We start from the raw sequence: 18,524 nt of genomic DNA, 5'->3' as shown, positions 1-18,524 counted from the left end.
GATCACCCCTGCTGCATCGCCTCGCGCCGCTGCCGCAGCGCCAGCCAGATCAGCGCGACACCGGTCAGCCCCACCGGGACCAGCGAGCCGACGTTGAGCCAGGTCCAGCCTTGCGTGGTCACCAGCGCACCGGAGGCGAACGAGGTCAGCGCCATCACCGCGAACACCGCGAAGTTGATCGCCGCCTGCGCCTTGTCCTTCTCTTCCGGCCGATAGGCCTGCATCGCCAGCGTGGTGCTGCCGGTGAAGAGGAAGTTCCAGCCCACGCCGAGCAGGAACAGCCCGATCAGGAACTGGTGCAGGTCCTGACCCGACAGCGCGACCCCGATGCAGGCCAGGTTGAGCGCCACGCCCACCCCCATGACCTGCAGCACGCCGAAGCGCTTGATCAGGTGCCCGGTGAAGAAGCCCGGCGCGAACATGCCGATCACGTGCCACTCGAGCACCAGCGCGGCGTCCGAGAAAGGCATGCCGCACACGTCCATCGCCAGCGGCGTGGCCGCCATCAACAGGTTCATCACCCCATAGCCCAGGGCCGCACCGAGGGTGGACACGATGAACACCGGCTGGCGCATGATCTCGGCGAGCGGGCGACCACCGCCCGCTCCGGCCTTCTTCCCGGGCTCGGGCGGAAACGCGATGCCGGCCATCACCGCCATCGACACCAGGGCCACCACCGCCAGCGCCAGGTAGGAACCCATGAAGGGCGCCCCCATCGCCTCGCGAGTGTGATTGGCCAGGTTGGGGCCGACCACCGCGCCGATCAGGCCGCCCGCCAGCACCAGCGACACCGCCTTCTCGCGGAAGGCAGGCGGCGCCAGTTCGCCGGCGGCAAAGCGGTAGAGCTGGCCGTTGGCGCTGTAGTAGCCCGCGATCACCGTACCCGCCACCAACAGCCAGAAGCTGCCGATCGACAGCGCGAAGGCGCACAGCAGCGCGGTCGCGAAGGCCACCGCCAGGCCGAGCTGGAACGAGACCTTGCGCCCCCATTGCCGCTGCGTGCGCGCCACCAGCCCGGTCGACAGTGCCCCGCCCACCACGTAGCCCATCACCGGCAGGGTTGCCATCCAGGCCGCGGGCGCGAGCGCCAGCCCCACCAGGCCGTTGATGGCGATGAAGACCACGTTGTTGGTCAAAAACAGGCCCTGGGCAATGGCCAGCAACCAGAGGTTCTTCTTCATAAGGAAATGCTTGTTTTAAAGGATCGGAAATGTACCTGTTATTGACTGCTCACCCCAGCCCGGCGCGGCAGGCGGAACCATTCGCCGCCCGTCCTCTCGTCTTCTTGTAGCCGGTAACGCGCACGAGCGGGCCTCAATTTGAGCTCGGGTCAGGTCGGTCCAAGCCTGCGATCATCGCAGGCTGCGTCCAGAATAGCTTTTATTGTGCGGCGCAACACACACTAATAGATCGGTGCAATGATGCTCATTGACTCGCAGATGCCTTTGTTTTGCTAACCTGCAGATGTGAGCAGCGAAGACAGGGCCGGGCGATGCTTCCGGGCAGCCCTTGCTGGAGCGGCGAGAGTCAGTCTTGCCGGTCGATCACGAAGTTATCGTTCCTGAGCCAATACAGCCAACCAAGGAGATGCAAATGAGTGCGGACAACACCTCAAGCGCCGGCAAGTGCCCGGTCATGCACGGCGGCAACACGGCCGCCAGCGATTCCGTGATGGCATGGTGGCCGAAGGCCCTGAACCTCGACATCCTCCACCAGCACGACACCAAGACCAATCCGCTGGGCCCGGACTTCAACTACCGCGAGGAGCTCAAGAAGCTCGACGTCGACGCGCTCAAGCAGGACCTCAAGGCCCTGATGACCGACAGCCAGGACTGGTGGCCGGCCGACTGGGGCCACTATGGCGGCCTGATGATCCGCATGGCCTGGCACGCCGCCGGCACCTACCGCGTGGCCGACGGCCGCGGCGGCGGCGGCACTGGCAACCAGCGCTTCGCGCCGCTGAACTCCTGGCCCGACAACGGCAACCTCGACAAGGCGCGCCGCCTGCTGTGGCCGATCAAGAAGAAGTACGGCAACAAGATCAGCTGGGCTGACCTCATCATCCTCGCCGGCAACATGGCCTACGAGTCGATGGGCTTCAAGACCTTCGGCTTCGGCTTCGGCCGCGAGGACATCTGGCACCCCGAAAAGGACACCTACTGGGGCTCGGAGAAGGAATGGCTCGCCCCCACCGGCAGCGAAGGTTCGCGCTACTCGGGCGAACGCGACCTCGAGAACCCGCTCGCCGCAGTGATGATGGGCCTGATCTACGTGAACCCGGAAGGCGTCGACGGCAAGCCGGACCCGATCAAGACCGCCCATGACGTACGCGTGACCTTCGCCCGCATGGCGATGAACGACGAGGAGACCGTGGCGCTCACCGCCGGCGGCCACACCGTCGGCAAGGCGCACGGCAACGGCAGCGCGGCCAACCTCGGCCCGGCCCCGGAAGGCGCCGAGCTGGAAGAACAGGGTCTGGGCTGGATGAACCACGCCACCCGCGGCGTTGGTCGCGACGCCGTGACCAGCGGCATCGAGGGCGCATGGACCAGGAACCCCACGAAATGGGACAACGGCTACTTCGACATGCTGTTCAAGCACGACTGGTGGCTGCAGAAGTCGCCCGCCGGCGCCTGGCAGTGGGAGCCGGTCAACATCGCCGAGGAAGACATGCCGGTCGACGTGGAAGACCCTTCGATCCGCCGCAAGCCGATCATGACCGACGCCGACATGGCGATGCGCTTCGACCCCGAATATCGCAAGATCGCCGAACGCTTCCGCAACGACCAGGCCGCCTTCGAGGACGCCTTTGCCCGCGCTTGGTTCAAGCTGACCCACCGCGACATGGGCCCGAAGGCGCGCTACATCGGCCCCGACGTACCTTCTGAAGACCTGATCTGGCAGGACCCGACGCCGGCCGGCAACAAGAACTACGACGTCGCCGCGGTGAAGGCGAAGATCGCCGCCGCCGGCCTGTCGGTAGGCGACATGGTCGCCACCGCCTGGGACAGTGCGCGCACCTTCCGTGGCTCGGACTACCGCGGTGGTGCCAACGGTGCGCGCATCCGGCTCGCCCCGCAGAAGGACTGGGAAGGCAACGAGCCGGCACGTCTGGCCAGGGTGCTGGCGGCGTACGAGAAGATCGCTGCCGAGTCCGGCGCCAGCGTGGCCGACGTGATCGTGCTCGGTGGCAACGTCGGCCTGGAGCAGGCGATCAAGGCCGCCGGCTTCAACGTCGACGTCCCGTTTGCCCCGGGTCGTGGCGATGCCAGCCAGGCGCAGACCGACGTCGAGTCCTTCGAGGTGCTCGAGCCACTGCATGACGGCTTCCGCAACTGGCAGAAGAAGGACTACGTGGTCCAGCCCGAGGAGATGCTGCTCGACCGCGCCCAGTTGCTGGGCCTGACCGCGCCCGAGATGACCGTGCTGATCGGCGGCCTGCGCGTGCTCGGCGCCAACCACGGCGGCAGCCAGCACGGCGTGTTCACCGATCGCGTCGGCGCGCTCACCAACGACTTCTTCGTCAATCTGACCGACATGGCCTTCAGCTGGAAGCCGACCGGGCGCAACAGCTACGCCATCGTCGAGCGCAAGTCCGGCGTCACCAAGTGGACGGCAACCCGCGTCGATCTGGTGTTCGGCTCCAACTCCATCCTGCGCGCCTACGCCGAGGTCTATGCGCAGGACGACAACAAGGAGAAGTTCGTGCGTGACTTCGTCGCCGCGTGGACGAAGGTCATGAACGCCGACCGCTTCGATCTGGCCTGAGGTCCTTTGCCCGCTCTCCGCCCGCCGCGTGCGCAAGCATGCCGCGGGCGGTTTGCTTTCAGATCCCGAGCGCGGAGCCCGGCCACATGGCCAAAAACAATGCCGCCTTGGCCCGTTGCCCTTCACGCGCGGGGGCGGGTCGTGTCATGCCACGGCCCCCAGTGGACGGGATACCAGTTTGCCGCGATAGCCGGATTCGCCCGGGTCGGGGACATGGAAGCAGCCCTCGGCGGAATTCCAGAACACCAGCAGGCGTACCCTGCCGCGCATGTGTGCGGACGTGATTTCCTCTGGCAGGATCGACGCCTTCTCCTCGGCCATCGCCTCGATTTCGACCTCCAGCGCCGATCGCGACCGGTCGCGCGCATGCTCCGCAATCAGGCTGGCGAAGGCCACGCACGCAGCCTCGTATTGCGACGCCGAGACGTCGAGCGGAAAAAGCAGCTTCACCGTCCAGCCCTCGGGCGACGCATAGGCGAAGGAGAGGTTGCCCGAGAAGGCTGCGTCCGCCACCAGCGAACCATCCTGCCGGCGCAGGCGGCGGATCACCGATGCACCGCGGCCCAGCGTCTTGTCGTAAAGCCTGCCCAGGCCGCGCTTGAGCACCTTGTAATGATCCTTGCCGGCCTCTGCCAGCATGGCGCCGAAGTACTTCTCACCCACCCAGATCAGCACTGCGGTCGGGAGCAGCCACTCGACGAAGGCTTGTGGTCCGAGCTCCTGATGTTCGACGGTGCAGGCAAGGCCTGCGGCCTCCAGATCCTTGATCGCATCACCCAGGTCGCGCTCGGCATCCGGCGACAGGGTCTGGATCAGCACGGACAACTGATTGGGCACCGGCATCGTTTGAGTCCTCCAGTCGCAGGTTTCACCACCACGATCACGACCGATCAGCGCGCCGCGTGAGCCGCGGCCGTCGGCTGGCGGCGGGGCTGCGGCGGGCGGCATCATCCGGCCGTGACCCTGGTTGAAGGCTGCACGCTCAAGTGCGGCGGCGGGCGTTGCCGGAGCGGTTGCCGGCAGGGCGGCGGCCATACGGACGGCGCCGCTCGTCCTCCTCGTCGCGCTTGGGCTTGGGCATCAGCAGGTTCTTGCCGCCCTGCTGTGCGAGCTTGGCGTGGTCCTGCAGTGCAGCCTCGAATTCTGCAGCGCTGATCTCGATGCCGGCGTGCTCGGCCGCCGGCTTCCAGGCCGCCAGGCGCTCACGCACCAGGAAGACACGCTCGTCGGCTTCGGCTTTCTTGGGCAGACCCTCGACCAGTTGCACGGCCACGGGCGTCAGGACGTAGCCCTCGCCTGCGGTGACCAAAAGGCCATGGGTGAAGAAGCGCGCAAAGGCCGTCGCCCACGCGCCGGGCGCGGTGACCGGAAAGCCCATGAATTCGGCCGCCGCGACGATATCGGTCAGCGCGGCGGGCCGCCGCTTGGCGGCGATCAGGGTCGCCAGCAGCAGCTGCGCGTCGGTGTCGTGGATGGGATACATGGAGGGTCTGTCTGCCGGTTACGTTGTCAAGCGCGCCATGATGCCTGAGGCGCGGCGATCCGGTGGGGCGGAATTCGGCCGCAATCGGGCGTGCGGGGTCGTCGCAAGGGTCGTGACGAATCGCTCGGCGCCACACCCGGACGACTCACCCGACCTGGCAGGCCAGCCCCTTGAGGTATTCGCCTTCCGGCACCGCGAGCCCGATCGGATGATCCGGTGCGGCCGAGAGCCGGTAGATGATGCGCGCGTCCACACCGGCATCGATCGCCGCGCCGGCGACGATCTTCTGGAACAGTTCCTGGCCGATGCCACCCGAGCACGAGTAGGTCATCAGGATGCCGCCCGGATTGAGCAGGCGGAAGCCGAACAGGTTGATGTCCTTGTAGGCGCGCGCGGCACGCTCGGCGTGCGCGGCCGAGGGTGCGAACTTGGGTGGATCGAGCACGATCAGGTCGAACTTGCGGCCCTCGTCCTTCAGCGCCCGCAGCGCCTTGAACACGTCCGCCTCCTGCCACTCGGCGCGGCTCACATCGAGCTGCGGGTTGAGCGCGAGGTTGCGGCGCGCCGAATCCAGCGCCGGAGCGGAGGAATCGATCGAAAGGACGGACTCCGCGCCGCCGGCGAGCGCCTGCAGCGAGAAGCCGCCGGTGTAGCAGAAGCAGTTGAGCACCGCGCGCCCGGCGGCGAGCTGTCCGGTGAGCAGCCGATTGTCGCGCTGGTCGAGGTAGAAGCCGGTCTTGTGCCCGCCTTCGACGTCCACCTCCATGCGCACCCCGTTCTCGACGATGGTCAGCCCGCCCGCGGGCAGCGCGCCGTGCGCGCAGCCGGTGCGCGACTCGAGGCCTTCCAGCCCGCGCACCTCGGAATCCGAACGTTCATACACCGCCGCGCAGCCGGTGGCCTGCACCAGGCCGGCGACGATGGCGTCGCGCCATTTGTCCGCGCCCGCGCTGGTGAGCTGCAGCACCACCACGTCGCCGTAGCGGTCGGCGATCACGCCCGGCAGGCCGTCCGATTCGCCATGGATAAGGCGCACGCCCGCCTGCCCGTGCAGCGCCGGGATCGCAGCGCGGCGCGCCACCGAAGCCGCCACCGCGCGCTTGAAGAAGGCGTGGTCGATCGCCGCCTCGGCGTCGAAACTCCACACCCGCGCGCGGATCTGCGAAGACGGCGACCACGCCGCCCGCGCCAGCGCCTTGCCTTCGGCCGTCAGCACTGTGACCGTATCGCCCGGCCGCGCGCGGCCCTCGAGGCGATCGACCGAGCCGGCGAAGATCCAGGGGTGGCGGCGGAACAGAGAGCGTTCCTTGCCGGGGTGGAGGATGAGTTGCGCCATGACAGGATTCCAGGGGGGATGCAATCAGGTCGGCGAGTGTAACGGCTCGTCGTGCCATGGCCCAAGCGCAGCACCATGCGTGCGGCAGCATCGACAATGACGATGGACGTAACGCGCGACAAAAAGCTAAGGTTCGCCCCACGCCCAGGGAGCCAGATGAATCCATGAACAGCCGCGCCAAACCGACGATGCCAGCGATGCAACAATCCGTGCCGACTGATGCCGACCTCCAGACAATCATGGAGCTCGCCTTCCAGAGCGCTGTCGGCGTCATCATCGCGTCCAACGACATCGCGGCGGTGATCGCCCACCTGCGCCAAGCGCTGCAGCCGCTTGCCGCGCTGGTCGTCAATGAACAGGGTGGCACGCCAGCCGAGATCGAACGCGCAGCGCAAGGCATGGCGATACGACTTGCTTACGAGCTGTGGAACGCCACCCCGATTCCCGAGAATCACTTCCGTCCGCGCAAGCTGGCGCCCCCCGAGCGCAACGCGCCCTGCCCCTGCGGCTCCCAACGCAAGTACAAGCAATGTTGCGGTGCGGGTAACGAAGGTCCGCTGATCCTGCCGCCCGACGAAATGCTCGGGCGCGTGCTCGATCACCTGCCCCGAACGCGGCTCGGCGAGCCTGTTTCGCAAGGCGTTTCACCGCACCTGCTCGCGCTGGTCGCCAGCCGCTGGTGCGACGAGCAGCGCTTCGACGACGTGATTTCCCTGCTCGAGCCCCTGTTCATCGACCTCGGAAAGCGCGACGAACGCGCCACCGACGCCGCCAACATCCTGATGAACTGCTATCTCGCACGCCAGCAGTACGATGCACGCAACGCGCTGGTCGAACGTCTGAAGAAGTCCCACAACCGCGTGTTGCGCAGTGCCGGAATGCAACGCGAAGCAACGGTCTGTTCCGACCGTGGCGACGTCCGCAACGCCTGGCGGGCCTTCAACGAGGCACGCCACCTGACCCCTGACGACCCGTCGCTATCGCATCTGGAAGTGCTGTTGTTGCTCGCCGAAGGACGCGACATCGAGGCGCGCGAGCGCGCGGACTACTGGATCGCCGTGCTCGCCGCCGACCCGCGCCACGACAACCGTACCCTGATCGAGGCCCTGCACGCCCTCGTGGCAGAAGCGGCTGCGGACGACCCGCTGCACGATCTGCCCCAGGACTACCCGGCGCGCCGGCTGGTGCTGCACATCGCCCTGGAAGACATCGACCCGCCGATCTGGCGCCGCGTCGAAGTGGAGAACACCCTCACCTTCGAGGCGCTGCACCACGTGATCCAGGCCGCGATGGGCTGGGAGGATGCGCACCTGCACGAGTTCAGGGTCGGCGACTACCGCATCGGCATGGGCGACAGCTACGACAACCCGTTCGACGAGGAGGTCCTGCCCGGCGAGGATGTCGAACTCGGGCAGGTCATCGGCCGCCGCCGCAGCTTCATCTACGAGTACGACTTCGGCGACGGCTGGCGCCACCGCATCACCATCGAAAAGCGTCTGCCGAGCGCCCCGCGGCGCAAGCCCGCCGCCCTGCTCGACGGCGAACGCGCCTGCCCGCCCGAGGACTGCGGCGGCGTGCCCGGCTACTACAACATTCTCGAGGCCAAGCGCTCGCCGCGCAGCGCAGAGAGTCGCGAGATTCTCGACTGGCTCGGGCCGTACAAGCCGGGATCCTTCGAACTCACGACACACCAGAAACAGGTGGACGCGCTGTTCAAGCGCATTCGATAAGGCCAGACGCGCATAGCCACCCACCCGGGGTGCGGGCTCGCACGCTCGTCACGCAGCGGGGTAGGCAGTCACCAACCGAGGACAGCCTGCGCCGGCGCGCAACTCCCAAACGGTGCGAATGCACGGTGCGGAGTCGTCCGGCATCGTTACGTGGCAATCGATCTGAAAGAGGCGCGCCCGCCCCGAGGGATGGTCACGAACACCAACGACCGGGTTGCGGCGCGCATGCTCCACAAGAACCCTCGCAAAGGCTTCCCAAGCGTCTGCACGAGCGCCGCGGGCGAGAAAGAATCGCGCCTTCGGCCCCCCATCGGGGTGGGTGAGCGCCAGCAGATAATCGACCACCTTTCCGCGTTCGACCTGAGCGCACTCCACCCCCGGCAGCCTGCACGCCCCGGTCACGACGGCACCCTGCGCAGCGTGCCGGCAGCGGCGAAGACCACGCCCATCTCGCCCGCCACTGCACCGAACTCGACGGCATAGCCGGCACCTTCGTCATATACCGACACCACGGTACCCAGGTTGCCGGCCGGCACCACGCCGCCGTCGAAGGCGATGTCGACCAACGCCACCACCCGGGCGTGCTCCGCAATCGCAGCGCTGCCAACGCAGGCGCGCAACTGCTCGGCCACGCCACGCCCGTGCACGTCGCGCGCCACGGCGAGCAGGAACAGGTTGCCGCTCAGGCGCGCCCACAGCTCTCCCACGCGCCGCTTCTCGATCGCATCGTCGGCGCTCTTGTAGCCCTCGCCCTTGTATTCGACCACCAGCAGGCGGCCATCCTCCAGCTCAGCGACGAAGTCGGGATAGAAGCGGTCGCTCGCGGTCGGCAGCCAGAACGAGAACTCCGGAAAGCGCGCCAGGTTGCGCACCCAGTGCCGGACCTGCGGCAGACCGTCGAGCGCGACTGCGCAGTGATATTCATGGTCGGTCTGGCGCGCCCCCGCCTCCTGCAGATCGCCGATCACCCCGTAGTAGTGCTTCGCGAAGCGGTGACGGCCGGTGTAATACGGCGGGCGCGCCGGATACAGCCCGCGGCCGAACACGAAGACGTACTCTGCGCTGATGCAGCCTGGCGTCTCGAAACCGGTCAGCACGCGCTGCAGGCCCTGGCGCTGCGCCTTCTCGCGCAGCACGCGCAGACGTTCGGCGAGCGCGTCGGCGAGCCGGTTGCGGTGGCGCACCAGGGCGGTCAGGGTGTGGCCCTCGTGGTGCTCCAGCCAGCGCAGTACGCGGCTGAGCCAGGCGAGCATCTGCGGTTGCGGCGTGCCGGGCTCGCGCAGGCGGGCATCCAGCCAGTGCAGCAGGTCGGCCTCGGTCACCGTGGTCGGTACCAGATCCAGGTTCACCGCATAAGCGCCGCGTTCCTGCTCGATGCGCAGACGGCCATGGTCCAGATCCACCAGGTAGGCGCCCGGCGATTCGTCGGGGCGGAAGCCGGGCAGTTCGGGCGGCTGGTCGGCGAGGACGAAGCCGGCCAGATCGAGCAGGGTCTCGCGCTCGGCCAGCTCCAGCTCGCCCTGCGCATCACGCACGCACAGCAAGGGTAGCGGGCGGAAGTCCACGCCACGCTGGGAGGGCGAGGCGAAGGTCCGGTGGCGCAGCTCGAAGCGGTCGAGCTCGCGCGTCAGGGCCTCGCGCGCCTTGCGCTCGGGTAGTGCCGCGACCAGCGCGGCGCGCAGCGCGGGCGGTGGCGGCTGGTCCAGGCTCACGCGCAGTTCGCCATCCGGCCGGGTCTCGATGCGCAGCGCCGGCGTTGCCGCGCCCACCTCGAGCGCGAACAGGTCGGCCGCCGCGGCCACCGGCAGCACCAGCTCCAGCGCAGGCAAGGCCGGCACGGACGGTTCGCCCGCAGCGCCCGTGTCGCCCCACAGCGGCAGGCTGGTCGGAAACACCGCCTGCACTGCCTCCAGCTCTTCGAAGCCCATCGCCACCAGGCGGTCGGCGAGTTCCCCGGCAACGCGCGTACTCTGCGCACTCGCCAGGTGGGCATAGGCGCGGTTGAGCAGCTCGCTGCGCCGCCGCTTCGCGTAGGGCATGCGCAGCACGCGGCCGAGCAACTGCTCCATGTCGCGGCTCGAGCCGACGTTCTGCAGGCTGCAGAACACATAGGCGAAGGAGCAGTCCCATCCCTCCTTGAGCGCCTCCACGGTGATCACCACCTCCACCGGGCAGGCCGGGTCGAACAGGTTCACGCCGTCCAGTTCGCGTTGCGTGCCGGTGGCGACCGCGATGCGCTCGGGCGCGATGTTTTCCTGTGCGATCAAGTGCTCGCGCAGGCGCTCGACGTTCATCTCGCCGCGCTTGTCCTCGGCCTGCAGCAGCAGGATCGGGCGCAGGTAGTCGCCGCCCGCGGCCAGCTCGCGCGCGGCCTCCTCGGCGAGCCGGGTGCGGGTGAGCAGCGCGTCGCGCACCGCCTCCTCCCAGTTGGGATGGGCGCTCAGCACGATCGGCAGCTTGATCATCTCCTCGGCCTTCAGCTCCTCGGCCGAGACGTGGTAGAGCACGTTGCTGCGGTGGCGGCCCTGGCGCACCGGGGTGGCGGTCATCTCGATCAGCGCCGCGGGGCGCAGGCGGGCGAAGCTGTCGTAGCTCAGCGGCGTGCGCGCGTTGTGCGCCTCGTCGATGATCACCACCGGGCGGTGCCAGTACATCAGGTTGGCGAAGCTGCGCTTGACCTTGCCGAGGTCGGCGCGGCCGAGGTAGGGCTGGACCTCGAGGTCGCGCTCGCTCACGCGCTCGAAGCCGGGCAGCTCGGGGGCGCGCTCGAAATGCGGCTCGAAGGCCTCCTTGTAGGCATAGACGTCGCGCCCCGAGGTGTCGTCCACCCGCAGCGTCTGCAGCGTGCCGACGATCACCAGCGCACGCGCGCCGATGTCCTGCGGGCGGATCTGGTCGCTGTCGGCGATGTCGAGCACGCGTACGCCATCGACGCCGAAATGCGCCTCCAGCGCCTCGCGGTAGGGGTGGCCGGGAGTCTTCAGCGCGCTGAGCGTCTGCTGGCGGATCACGTTCGTGGGCACCAGCCACAGCGCCAGCGGCCGGTCCTGGCCGGTGTAGTGGCGGGCCGCGGCGGCGAGCGCGTGCGCGCCGAGCAGGGTCTTGCCGCCGCCGGTGGGGATGCGCACGCACACATAGGGCGTAGCCCCTTCGTCGCTGACGAAGCCCTGCGCCAGATAGGGCGGGATGGTCTCCGCCGCGTGCTCCTGTTCGAGCAGGGTCTGGCGGAAGGCGGCGTCGAGCGCGGCCTCGTCGCGCGCGCCGCGTGCCAGGGCGAAGAAGCGCGCGAGCGCGGCGAGCGCCTCGCGCTGGTAACGCTTGAGGGTCAGCGCCATGCCGGAGCCTCCTGTCGCGCGCGGATGTCATAGGGAATCTGGCGGAAGTCGATGCCGAGCGCGCGCCGGCGTATCTCGGACAGCCGGCAGGCCTCGCCGAACACCACCCGCGGCGTGCCCGCCGCCACCGCGGCGCCTGCGGCCGCCTCGTCGAGCAGCGCCGCCACCGCCGAGGTCAGCACGTTGCCGCCCTGCGGCCGGCGGTCGCCGAGCACGCCGTTGAAGAGCAGAAAGTAGGCGCGGCCCTCGTGCACGCCGAGCAGCGGCGAGGCCGGCTGCGCGTCGGCGGCCTGGGGCCGCCAGGGCGTGCGCGTCTCCTGATACCAGATCCACGCCGCCAGCGTGGCGAAGCCGATCTGCGGGTCGACCTGACCGTCGGGCAGGAACACCGGCGCGCCGAGGCGGGCGAAGCGCAGCCCGCCGCCGCCCTGCCAATCCACCGCCTTCGAGATCCCGCCCTGCTCGCCCGCGATCACCTTCTGCAGGCGCGGCAGGCAGTGGGTATGAGCGTGCTCGCCCATCTCGATGCCGATGTAGCGCCGGCCCATCTTGTGCGCGACCGCGGCGGTGGTGCCGGAGCCGAGGAAGCTGTCGAGCACGAGGTCGCCGGGATCGGTGGCGATGTGGAGAATGCGCTCAAGCAAGCTTTCCGGTTTTGGCGTTCCGAAAACCTCATCACCGAATAGCAGCACAGTCTCCTTCTTGGCGTCCTGCGTGTGTCCAACCTCCTCGTACGGCCAGTAGGTCTGAGGCACGCGTCCTTGCTTAACTTCACTCAGAAAGCGCTTCAACGACGGCACATTGTTGCCGTCCTTTCCCCACCAAATTCGATTATCCCGGTCTAGAGCCTCCAATTTCTCCCGTGAGATCGCCCAGTAACGGCCCTTTGGGGGACCGTCGATGATGCGCCCCCCCGGCGTCGTAACTGGATAGAGCCCTAGGCTGTATGGATTTCGGGCGGATAGATTGTCGGGACGCCAAAGGCCTCTTGGATCTCCATCGGGATTCTTGTACACCGTGTCCTGATCCGCACGGCGAGGCATCGCATTCGGAAACCAGCTGTCACCATTCTTTGCATAAACGTGGATGTAGTCGTGATCCACCGAAAAATGCCTCGCGCTCGACTTAGGGGCATAGTTCTTCCGCCATATGACCGTCGTCACGAAGTTCCCCCGCCCGAACACCTCGTCCATCAACACCTTCAGGTAGTGCCCCTCGTTGTCGTCGATCGACACCCAGATGCTGCCGTCCTCGGCGAGCAACTCGCGCAGCAGCTCAAGCCGCGGGGCCATCATCGACAGCCACTGGCTGTGCTCGAGGTTGTCGTCGTAGTGCTCGAAGGCGGAGCGGGTGTTGTAGGGCGGGTCGATGTAGATGCACTTGACGCGGCCGGCATGGAAGGGCAGCAGCGCCTTGAGCGCGTCGAGGTTGTCGCCCTGGATCAGCCAGTTGTCGGCCGCGGGGTCGCCGTGGACGGTGTCCACGTCGATCAGCCGGTAAGGCACGGCCGCGGCGGCCTGCAGGGCCTGGCGCTTGTTCAGCCAGTCGAGGATGGGCATGGGTGGGAGCCGTTCGAATCGATGTTGATGTCATTGTAGCCGCGACCGCTGGCCCGGCACGCGAGCCGTGCGATCACTCCGGCCCGAGGGCAGCGGCCTGCGGGCAGCGCCCGAGGATAACGCATCGCCCCTCAGAGCCGGCAGCCTTGCTGCGTGTGAGCGCGCACTGCCGACGGCCGCGGCGGGATCACCCCCCTGCCGCCCGCTTCAGCCGCGCCACCGCCCCCTCGACCGCACCCTCATCCAGATTCCCGTAGCCGAGCACCAGCCCGTTGCAGGTAACCGGCGGCCGCGCGTAGGCCGACAGGGCGCGCACGCCGAGCCCGATCTGCGCGGCGCGCTGCGCCACTGCGACATCGCTCAGTTCGTCGGGCAGCCACATCACCAGATGGAGCCCGGCCTCGCCGCCGGACAGCACCAGCCCGGGCCCGAAGGCCTGCTGCAGGGCAGCGCGCAGCGCCGCCTGGCGGGCGTTGTAGCGGGCGCGCATGCGGCGGACGTGGGTGGTGTAGTGCCCGCGTCCGATGAAGTCGGCGAGCGCGCGCTGTTCGATGCCCTGCCCGGCGCGGGTGGCGAGCGCGGCGACGTGAATGAAATCCGCCGCGATCGTCCGGGGCAACACCAGGTAGCCCAGGCGCAGGCCTGGATACAACGTCTTGCTGAAGGTGCCGGCATAGACCACCGGTGCGTCGGCGTTCAGGCCGAACAGCGCCGGCGGCGCCGGGCCGGCGCGGCGGAACTCGCTGTCGTAGTCGTCCTCGACCACCCAGGCGCCGGCCGCGCGGGCGCGCTCGATCAGCTCAAGCCGACGCAGCAGCGACATCACCCGCCCGGTGGGGTACTGGTGCGAGGGCGTAACCATGACCAGCCGCGGCCAGCGGCGCAGCCAGTCGTCGGCGGTGGGGGCCAGGCCCTCGCCATCGACCGCGACGTCGTGCACCTGCAGGCCGGCGAGGCCGAAGGCGACACGGGCGGCGAGGTAGCCCGGGTTCTCGACCCAGACCGTGTCGCCGTGATCGGCGAGCAGGCGCGCGCACAGGTCGAGCGCCGTCTGGGTACCGCTGGTGATGAGGATCTGCGCGGGGTCCACCGCCAGGCCGCGCACGCTGCCAAGATGGGCCGCGAGCGCGGCGCGCAAGGAGGGATCGCCTCCCTGCGCGACATAGCCGAGCTGACGCCAGCTCGCATCACGCCATGCACGCTCGAGACAAGCGCGCCAGGCGCGGAAAGGGAAGGCACCGAAATCCGGCACGCCGGGCGAAAACGACAGGGCTTCGGCATCGCGTGCCGGCTCACGCTGCAACGCTGCCGAAGCACGCGCCGACAGCGCCTGTGGCGCCTCCGCTGCGCCCGGGGCCTGCGGCGAGGCGCCTGGCGTGGGGGGCAGTTGGGAAACCCGGGTGCCTTGGCGATCCGCGATCAGGCAACCTTCGGCGACGAGTTGCTCGTAGGCGAACAGCACCGTGTTGCGCGCGATGCCGAGCGTCGCCGCGAGGCTGCGGCTCGCGGGCAGGCGCGTGTCGGCCGGCAGCCGGCCGCACAGGATGGCTTCGCGCAGGCGCAGGTAGAGCAGGCGCTGGCGCGGCACGGCGGCGGGCAAGGGTGGGGCGAGCAGCCAGTCGAGTTCCATCGTGGCTCCATACAAACCTGTTCTTATGGCACTACAAAAGGTACCACTCGAAGCCTAGGATGGCGCGATCGAAAACCTCCGGAGCCGCCTCGCCATGCCGCACTCCCCCGCCCCCTCCCCGCGCACCCGCGTTCGCCGCATGCCCGAGCGCGCGCACTACGAGGCCGACACGGTCGCCGCCATCGTCGACGCCGCGATGATCTGCACTGTCGCCTTCCAGGTCGATGGCATCGTCCACGCCATCCCCACCATCCATTGGCGCGAGGGCGAGCACCTCTACATCCACGGCGCCAAGGCCTCGCGCATGCTCAAGGCGCTGACGGCGGGCGAAGCCTGCGTGACGATCGCGCTCGCCGACGGCCTGGTGCTGGCGCGCTCGGCGATGCACCACTCGATGAACTACCGCTCGGTGGTGATCTACGGCCGCTTCGAGGCGGTGACCGACCCCGCGTACAAGCTGGCCAGCCTGCGCACCTTCATCGACGGCCTCTACCCCGGGCGCTGGGACTCGCTGCGCCCGATCACCGACAAGGAACTGAACGCCACCACGCTGCTGCGGATTCCGCTCGGAGAGGTCTCCGCCAAGGTGCGCGACTGGGGCGTCAAGGACGATGAAGAGGATCTGGACTGGCCGGTGTGGGCGGGTGTGATCCCGCTACGTACGGTGCAGGGCGAGCCGCTGACGGACGCCGACAGCGTGCTCGCCGAGGCGCCGCCGAGCCGCTTCGACCCTGCATGGCAATGAAGTGCGATCGCGCGCGCGGTGGCGGGCCCGGCCGTCATTTCGCCATCCCGCCCGCGCTGGCTATACTCCCCCGCACTTTCACCGCAGGGGAGACCTGACCCATGAAGCTCGAAACCATCGCCGTGCATGGCGGCTATTCGCCCGACCCCACCACCAAGGCCGTCGCGGTGCCGATCTACCAGACCACCTCGTACGCCTTCGACGACACCCAGCACGGCGCGGACCTGTTCGACCTCAAGGTTCAGGGCAACATCTACACCCGCATCATGAACCCGACCACCGCGGTGCTCGAGCAGCGCGTCGCCGAACTCGAAGGCGGCATCGGCGCGCTCGCCGTGGCCTCGGGCATGTCGGCGATCACCTACGCCATCCAGACCATCGCCGAAGCGGGCGACAACATCGTCTCGGCATCGACGCTGTACGGCGGCACCTACAACCTGTTCGCCCACACCCTGCCGCAGTTCGGCATCGAGGTGCGCTTTGCCGACTACCGCGACCCGGACAGCTTCGCCGCGCTGATCGACGCGCGCACCAAGGCGATCTTCTGCGAATCGGTGGGCAACCCGCTCGGCAACGTCACCGATATCGGGCGGCTCGCCGAGATCGCGCACAAGGCCGGCGTGCCGCTGATCGTCGACAACACCGTGCCCTCGCCCTACCTGTGCCGTCCCTTCGAGCACGGCGCCGACATCGTGGTGCATGCGCTCACCAAGTACCTGGGCGGCCATGGCAACTCGATCGGCGGCGTGATCGTCGATTCGGGCAAGTTCCCCTGGGCCGAGCACAAGGCGCGCTTCAAGCGCCTGAACGAGCCGGACGTGTCCTACCACGGCGTGGTCTACACCGAGGCCCTGGGTGCCGCTGCCTTCATCGGCCGTGCGCGCGTCGTGCCGCTGCGCAACACCGGCGCGGCGATCTCGCCCTTCAACAGCTTCCTGATCCTGCAGGGCATCGAGACCCTGGCGCTGCGCATGGACCGCATCTGCACCAACACGATCAAGGTCGCCGAGTACCTGAAGAAGCACGCCAAGGTCGAATGGGTGAACTACGCCGGCCTGCCCGACCACGCCGACCACGGCCTGGTGCAGAAGTACATGGGCGGCCGCGCCTCGGGCATCCTGTCGTTCGGCGTGAAGGGCGGCTTCGAAGCGGGCGGCCGCTTCCAGGACGCGCTGAAGCTGATCACCCGCCTGGTGAATATCGGCGACGCCAAGTCGCTCGCCTGCCACCCGGCCTCCACCACCCACCGCCAGCTGTCGCCGGCGGAACTGGCCAAGGCTGGCGTATCGCCCGACATGGTGCGGCTGTCGATCGGCATCGAGCATATCGACGACATCATCGCCGACCTGGAGCAGGCGCTGGCGGCGGTTTGATCAGGTAGTCAAGTCGCCTGAACGGGACAGATTGCGGCTTCGCTGTGGAGCCGTGATCTGTCTCATGCTTTCCCGGACATCACGACCCGAGATGCCGCGCCAGGTCCATGCTGTCGTGGAGAACGCGCAGCACGTCGATCTGACCGTCCTCGCTTGCCCTGAAGATCAGAAAATGCCGTCCACGCTTTCCGTGTCGCGCCACATGCAGGACACGGACTCCCGGCAGGATGTCATCGCGTTTCCGGGCGCCCACCGCATCAGGCGCGGCGAGCAAGGCCTCGACCGCGAGGGCCAGGACCTCGGCGTAGACCTCGGCCTGCAGGGTGCCGAAGTGATCTTCGGTCCACGCCAGGATTGCTTCCACATCAAGTTCGGCCTGATGCGTCAGGCGAACAGTCCATGCCGTCATCACTGCGAGGACAGGACGCGCTTGCCGATGGCCGAGATGTGCGCCCGCAATGACGGCGCATCGCTGAAGCTTGCATAGCGTCCGGCCTCGATGTCCTCCACGCCCACGGCGACCGCCTCACGCAAGGCAGCAAGCTTGGCGGCCTGCTCCGCCTCTCGCGCCTGAACGAGGCGCAAGCCCTCACGCAGCACCTCGCTGGCGTTCTGGTAGGCACCACTGGCGACCATCTGCTCGACGAATTTCGCCTGGCTGTCAGTCAGCACGACATTGCGGGTGGGCATGGGGATCTCCGGAGGTGACAATTGGCACATTCTGCCAACACTCCCCAACGTGGTGCAATCATGCCCTTTACGCTTGCCTTGCGATCGAACACCTGACGCCATAAAGTTGAGAGAACGTAACGGGGGACGGACCACGATTATCTGCACCCACAGGACCCCCGGCATGAAACCGCGGCGTTGCACCGCTGATCGCACTCCTCTAAAGTGCAATCACTTCCATCAGCACGAGGCTTTGCAACATGCCTTCCATCACCGTGCGCAACATCCCTGACGAGGTGCATCGCGCCATCCGCGTTCGTGCTGCGATGCACGGCCGCAGCGCTGAAGCCGAGGTGCGCAGCATTCTCGAGCAAGCGGCGAAGCCCCAGGGGCGCCTGAAGCTCGGGACCTTGCTGGCTTCGATCGCCCGCGAGGCGGGCGGACTGACCGACGAGGAGCTCGCGCTCTTCGAGAACGCGCGTGACAAGACCCCGGCCGAGCCGATGCGCTTCGAATGATCGTCGTCGACACCAACGTACTGTCGGAATTGTGGCGGGTCGCGCCCGATCCCAAGGTTCTCGCCTGGATGGATGCCCAGGTGGTGGAAACCCTCTTCCTCTCCGCCATTACCGTCGCCGAGCTGCGCTTTGGCGTCGCTGCCATGCCCCAAGGCAAACGCCGCACGATCTATCAGGAGCGGCTGGAACGCGAAGTGCTGCCGGCATTCGCCGGGCGCGTTCTACCCTTTGATCTCGACGCCTCGAAGGCCTACGGCGAGCTGATGGCGCGAGCGCGGGCGGCGGGCCTTGCGATCGGCAACGCAGACGGCTACATCGCGGCCACCGCCGCCGCGCGCGGCCTGATGGTCGCGACTCGAGATACCAACCCCTTCAAGG

16 protein-coding genes are annotated in these 18,524 nt (G+C 68.0%); 6 read left to right on the top strand and 10 right to left on the bottom strand.

Annotation, left to right across the window (positions count from 1 at the left end; all coding sequences use genetic code 11):
- Nucleotides 1-2 precede the first annotated feature (2 nt).
- On the bottom strand, nucleotides 3-1,181 hold the full coding sequence (locus tag PLC66_RS10820; RefSeq protein ID WP_324540221.1) for an MFS transporter: 1,179 nt from the start codon (nucleotides 1,179-1,181) through the stop codon (nucleotides 3-5).
- A 412-nt stretch (nucleotides 1,182-1,593) separates the two neighbouring features.
- Here PLC66_RS10820 and katG point away from each other — a divergent pair, with 412 nt between their 5' ends.
- Nucleotides 1,594-3,768 carry a catalase/peroxidase HPI gene (gene katG, locus PLC66_RS10815; protein ID WP_324540219.1) on the top strand — a complete coding sequence of 725 codons (2,175 nt, stop codon included), beginning with the start codon at nucleotides 1,594-1,596 and terminating at the stop codon, nucleotides 3,766-3,768.
- A gap of 144 nt (nucleotides 3,769-3,912) precedes the next feature.
- On the opposite strand, the gene PLC66_RS10810 is transcribed toward katG, so the two are convergent.
- The 3 genes from PLC66_RS10810 to PLC66_RS10800 form a co-directional block, all read right to left on the bottom strand.
- Nucleotides 3,913-4,803: a hypothetical protein gene (locus PLC66_RS10810; RefSeq protein WP_324540217.1), complete on the bottom strand. Its 891-nt coding sequence runs from the start codon at nucleotides 4,801-4,803 to the stop codon at nucleotides 3,913-3,915.
- Nucleotides 4,751-5,251, bottom strand: coding sequence for a hypothetical protein (locus tag PLC66_RS10805; RefSeq protein WP_324540215.1), 501 nt, complete (start codon nucleotides 5,249-5,251; stop codon nucleotides 4,751-4,753). Before PLC66_RS10805 ends, PLC66_RS10810 begins: the two co-directional genes overlap by 53 nt.
- Before the next feature lie 145 nt (nucleotides 5,252-5,396).
- Complete coding sequence (locus PLC66_RS10800; RefSeq protein WP_324540213.1) at nucleotides 5,397-6,587, bottom strand: class I SAM-dependent rRNA methyltransferase; 1,191 nt, start codon at nucleotides 6,585-6,587, stop codon at nucleotides 5,397-5,399.
- Between the two features lie 197 nt (nucleotides 6,588-6,784).
- Between PLC66_RS10800 and PLC66_RS10795 the strand changes: the two genes are divergently transcribed.
- On the top strand, nucleotides 6,785-8,317 hold the full coding sequence (locus tag PLC66_RS10795) for an IS1096 element passenger TnpR family protein (protein WP_324540211.1): 1,533 nt from the start codon (nucleotides 6,785-6,787) through the stop codon (nucleotides 8,315-8,317).
- Between the two features lie 48 nt (nucleotides 8,318-8,365).
- On the opposite strand, the gene PLC66_RS22885 is transcribed toward PLC66_RS10795, so the two are convergent.
- The 4 genes from PLC66_RS22885 to pdxR all read right to left on the bottom strand — a co-directional run bounded on the left by PLC66_RS22885 (nucleotide 8,366) and on the right by pdxR (nucleotide 14,841).
- Nucleotides 8,366-8,692: a DUF6883 domain-containing protein gene (locus PLC66_RS22885; protein ID WP_503012191.1), complete on the bottom strand. Its 327-nt coding sequence runs from the start codon at nucleotides 8,690-8,692 to the stop codon at nucleotides 8,366-8,368.
- A 23-nt stretch (nucleotides 8,693-8,715) separates the two neighbouring features.
- Nucleotides 8,716-11,652, bottom strand: a complete 2,937-nt coding sequence (locus PLC66_RS10790) for a DEAD/DEAH box helicase (RefSeq protein ID WP_324540209.1) — start codon at nucleotides 11,650-11,652, stop codon at nucleotides 8,716-8,718.
- On the bottom strand, nucleotides 11,643-13,211 hold the full coding sequence (locus tag PLC66_RS10785; RefSeq protein ID WP_324540207.1) for a site-specific DNA-methyltransferase: 1,569 nt from the start codon (nucleotides 13,209-13,211) through the stop codon (nucleotides 11,643-11,645). Before PLC66_RS10785 ends, PLC66_RS10790 begins: the two co-directional genes overlap by 10 nt.
- A 187-nt stretch (nucleotides 13,212-13,398) precedes the next feature.
- Nucleotides 13,399-14,841: a MocR-like pyridoxine biosynthesis transcription factor PdxR gene (gene pdxR, locus PLC66_RS10780; RefSeq protein ID WP_324540205.1), complete on the bottom strand. Its 1,443-nt coding sequence runs from the start codon at nucleotides 14,839-14,841 to the stop codon at nucleotides 13,399-13,401.
- Between the two features lie 94 nt (nucleotides 14,842-14,935).
- On the opposite strand from pdxR, the gene PLC66_RS10775 reads away from it, so the two are divergent.
- Together PLC66_RS10775 and PLC66_RS10770 are read left to right on the top strand one after the other, a co-directional pair.
- Nucleotides 14,936-15,586, top strand: coding sequence for a pyridoxamine 5'-phosphate oxidase family protein (locus PLC66_RS10775; RefSeq protein WP_324540203.1), 651 nt, complete (start codon nucleotides 14,936-14,938; stop codon nucleotides 15,584-15,586).
- Nucleotides 15,587-15,687: 101 nt separating this feature from the next.
- A complete protein-coding gene (locus tag PLC66_RS10770; RefSeq protein ID WP_324540201.1) occupies nucleotides 15,688-16,959 on the top strand; it encodes a bifunctional O-acetylhomoserine aminocarboxypropyltransferase/cysteine synthase in 1,272 nt (423 codons plus the stop codon).
- A gap of 79 nt (nucleotides 16,960-17,038) precedes the next feature.
- Here the strand turns inward: PLC66_RS10770 and PLC66_RS10765 are convergent, their stop codons facing one another.
- Nucleotides 17,039-17,368: a type II toxin-antitoxin system RelE/ParE family toxin gene (locus PLC66_RS10765; protein WP_324540199.1), complete on the bottom strand. Its 330-nt coding sequence runs from the start codon at nucleotides 17,366-17,368 to the stop codon at nucleotides 17,039-17,041.
- Nucleotides 17,368-17,649: a type II toxin-antitoxin system ParD family antitoxin gene (locus tag PLC66_RS10760; RefSeq protein ID WP_324540197.1), complete on the bottom strand. Its 282-nt coding sequence runs from the start codon at nucleotides 17,647-17,649 to the stop codon at nucleotides 17,368-17,370. Before PLC66_RS10760 ends, PLC66_RS10765 begins: the two co-directional genes overlap by 1 nt.
- Before the next feature lie 239 nt (nucleotides 17,650-17,888).
- Here PLC66_RS10760 and PLC66_RS10755 point away from each other — a divergent pair, with 239 nt between their 5' ends.
- Nucleotides 17,889-18,146, top strand: coding sequence for a FitA-like ribbon-helix-helix domain-containing protein (locus PLC66_RS10755; protein WP_324540195.1), 258 nt, complete (start codon nucleotides 17,889-17,891; stop codon nucleotides 18,144-18,146).
- Nucleotides 18,143-18,524: type II toxin-antitoxin system VapC family toxin (locus PLC66_RS10750; RefSeq protein ID WP_324540193.1), on the top strand; the 382-nt coding region annotated here is incomplete at its 3' end. The genes PLC66_RS10755 and PLC66_RS10750, both read left to right, overlap by 4 nt.

Origin of the sequence: Thauera sp., from assembly GCF_035444905.1 — a bacterium.
Taxonomy (GTDB): Bacteria; Pseudomonadota; Gammaproteobacteria; order Burkholderiales; family Rhodocyclaceae; genus Thauera.
This window is presented reverse-complemented; position numbering and strand designations above follow the sequence as displayed.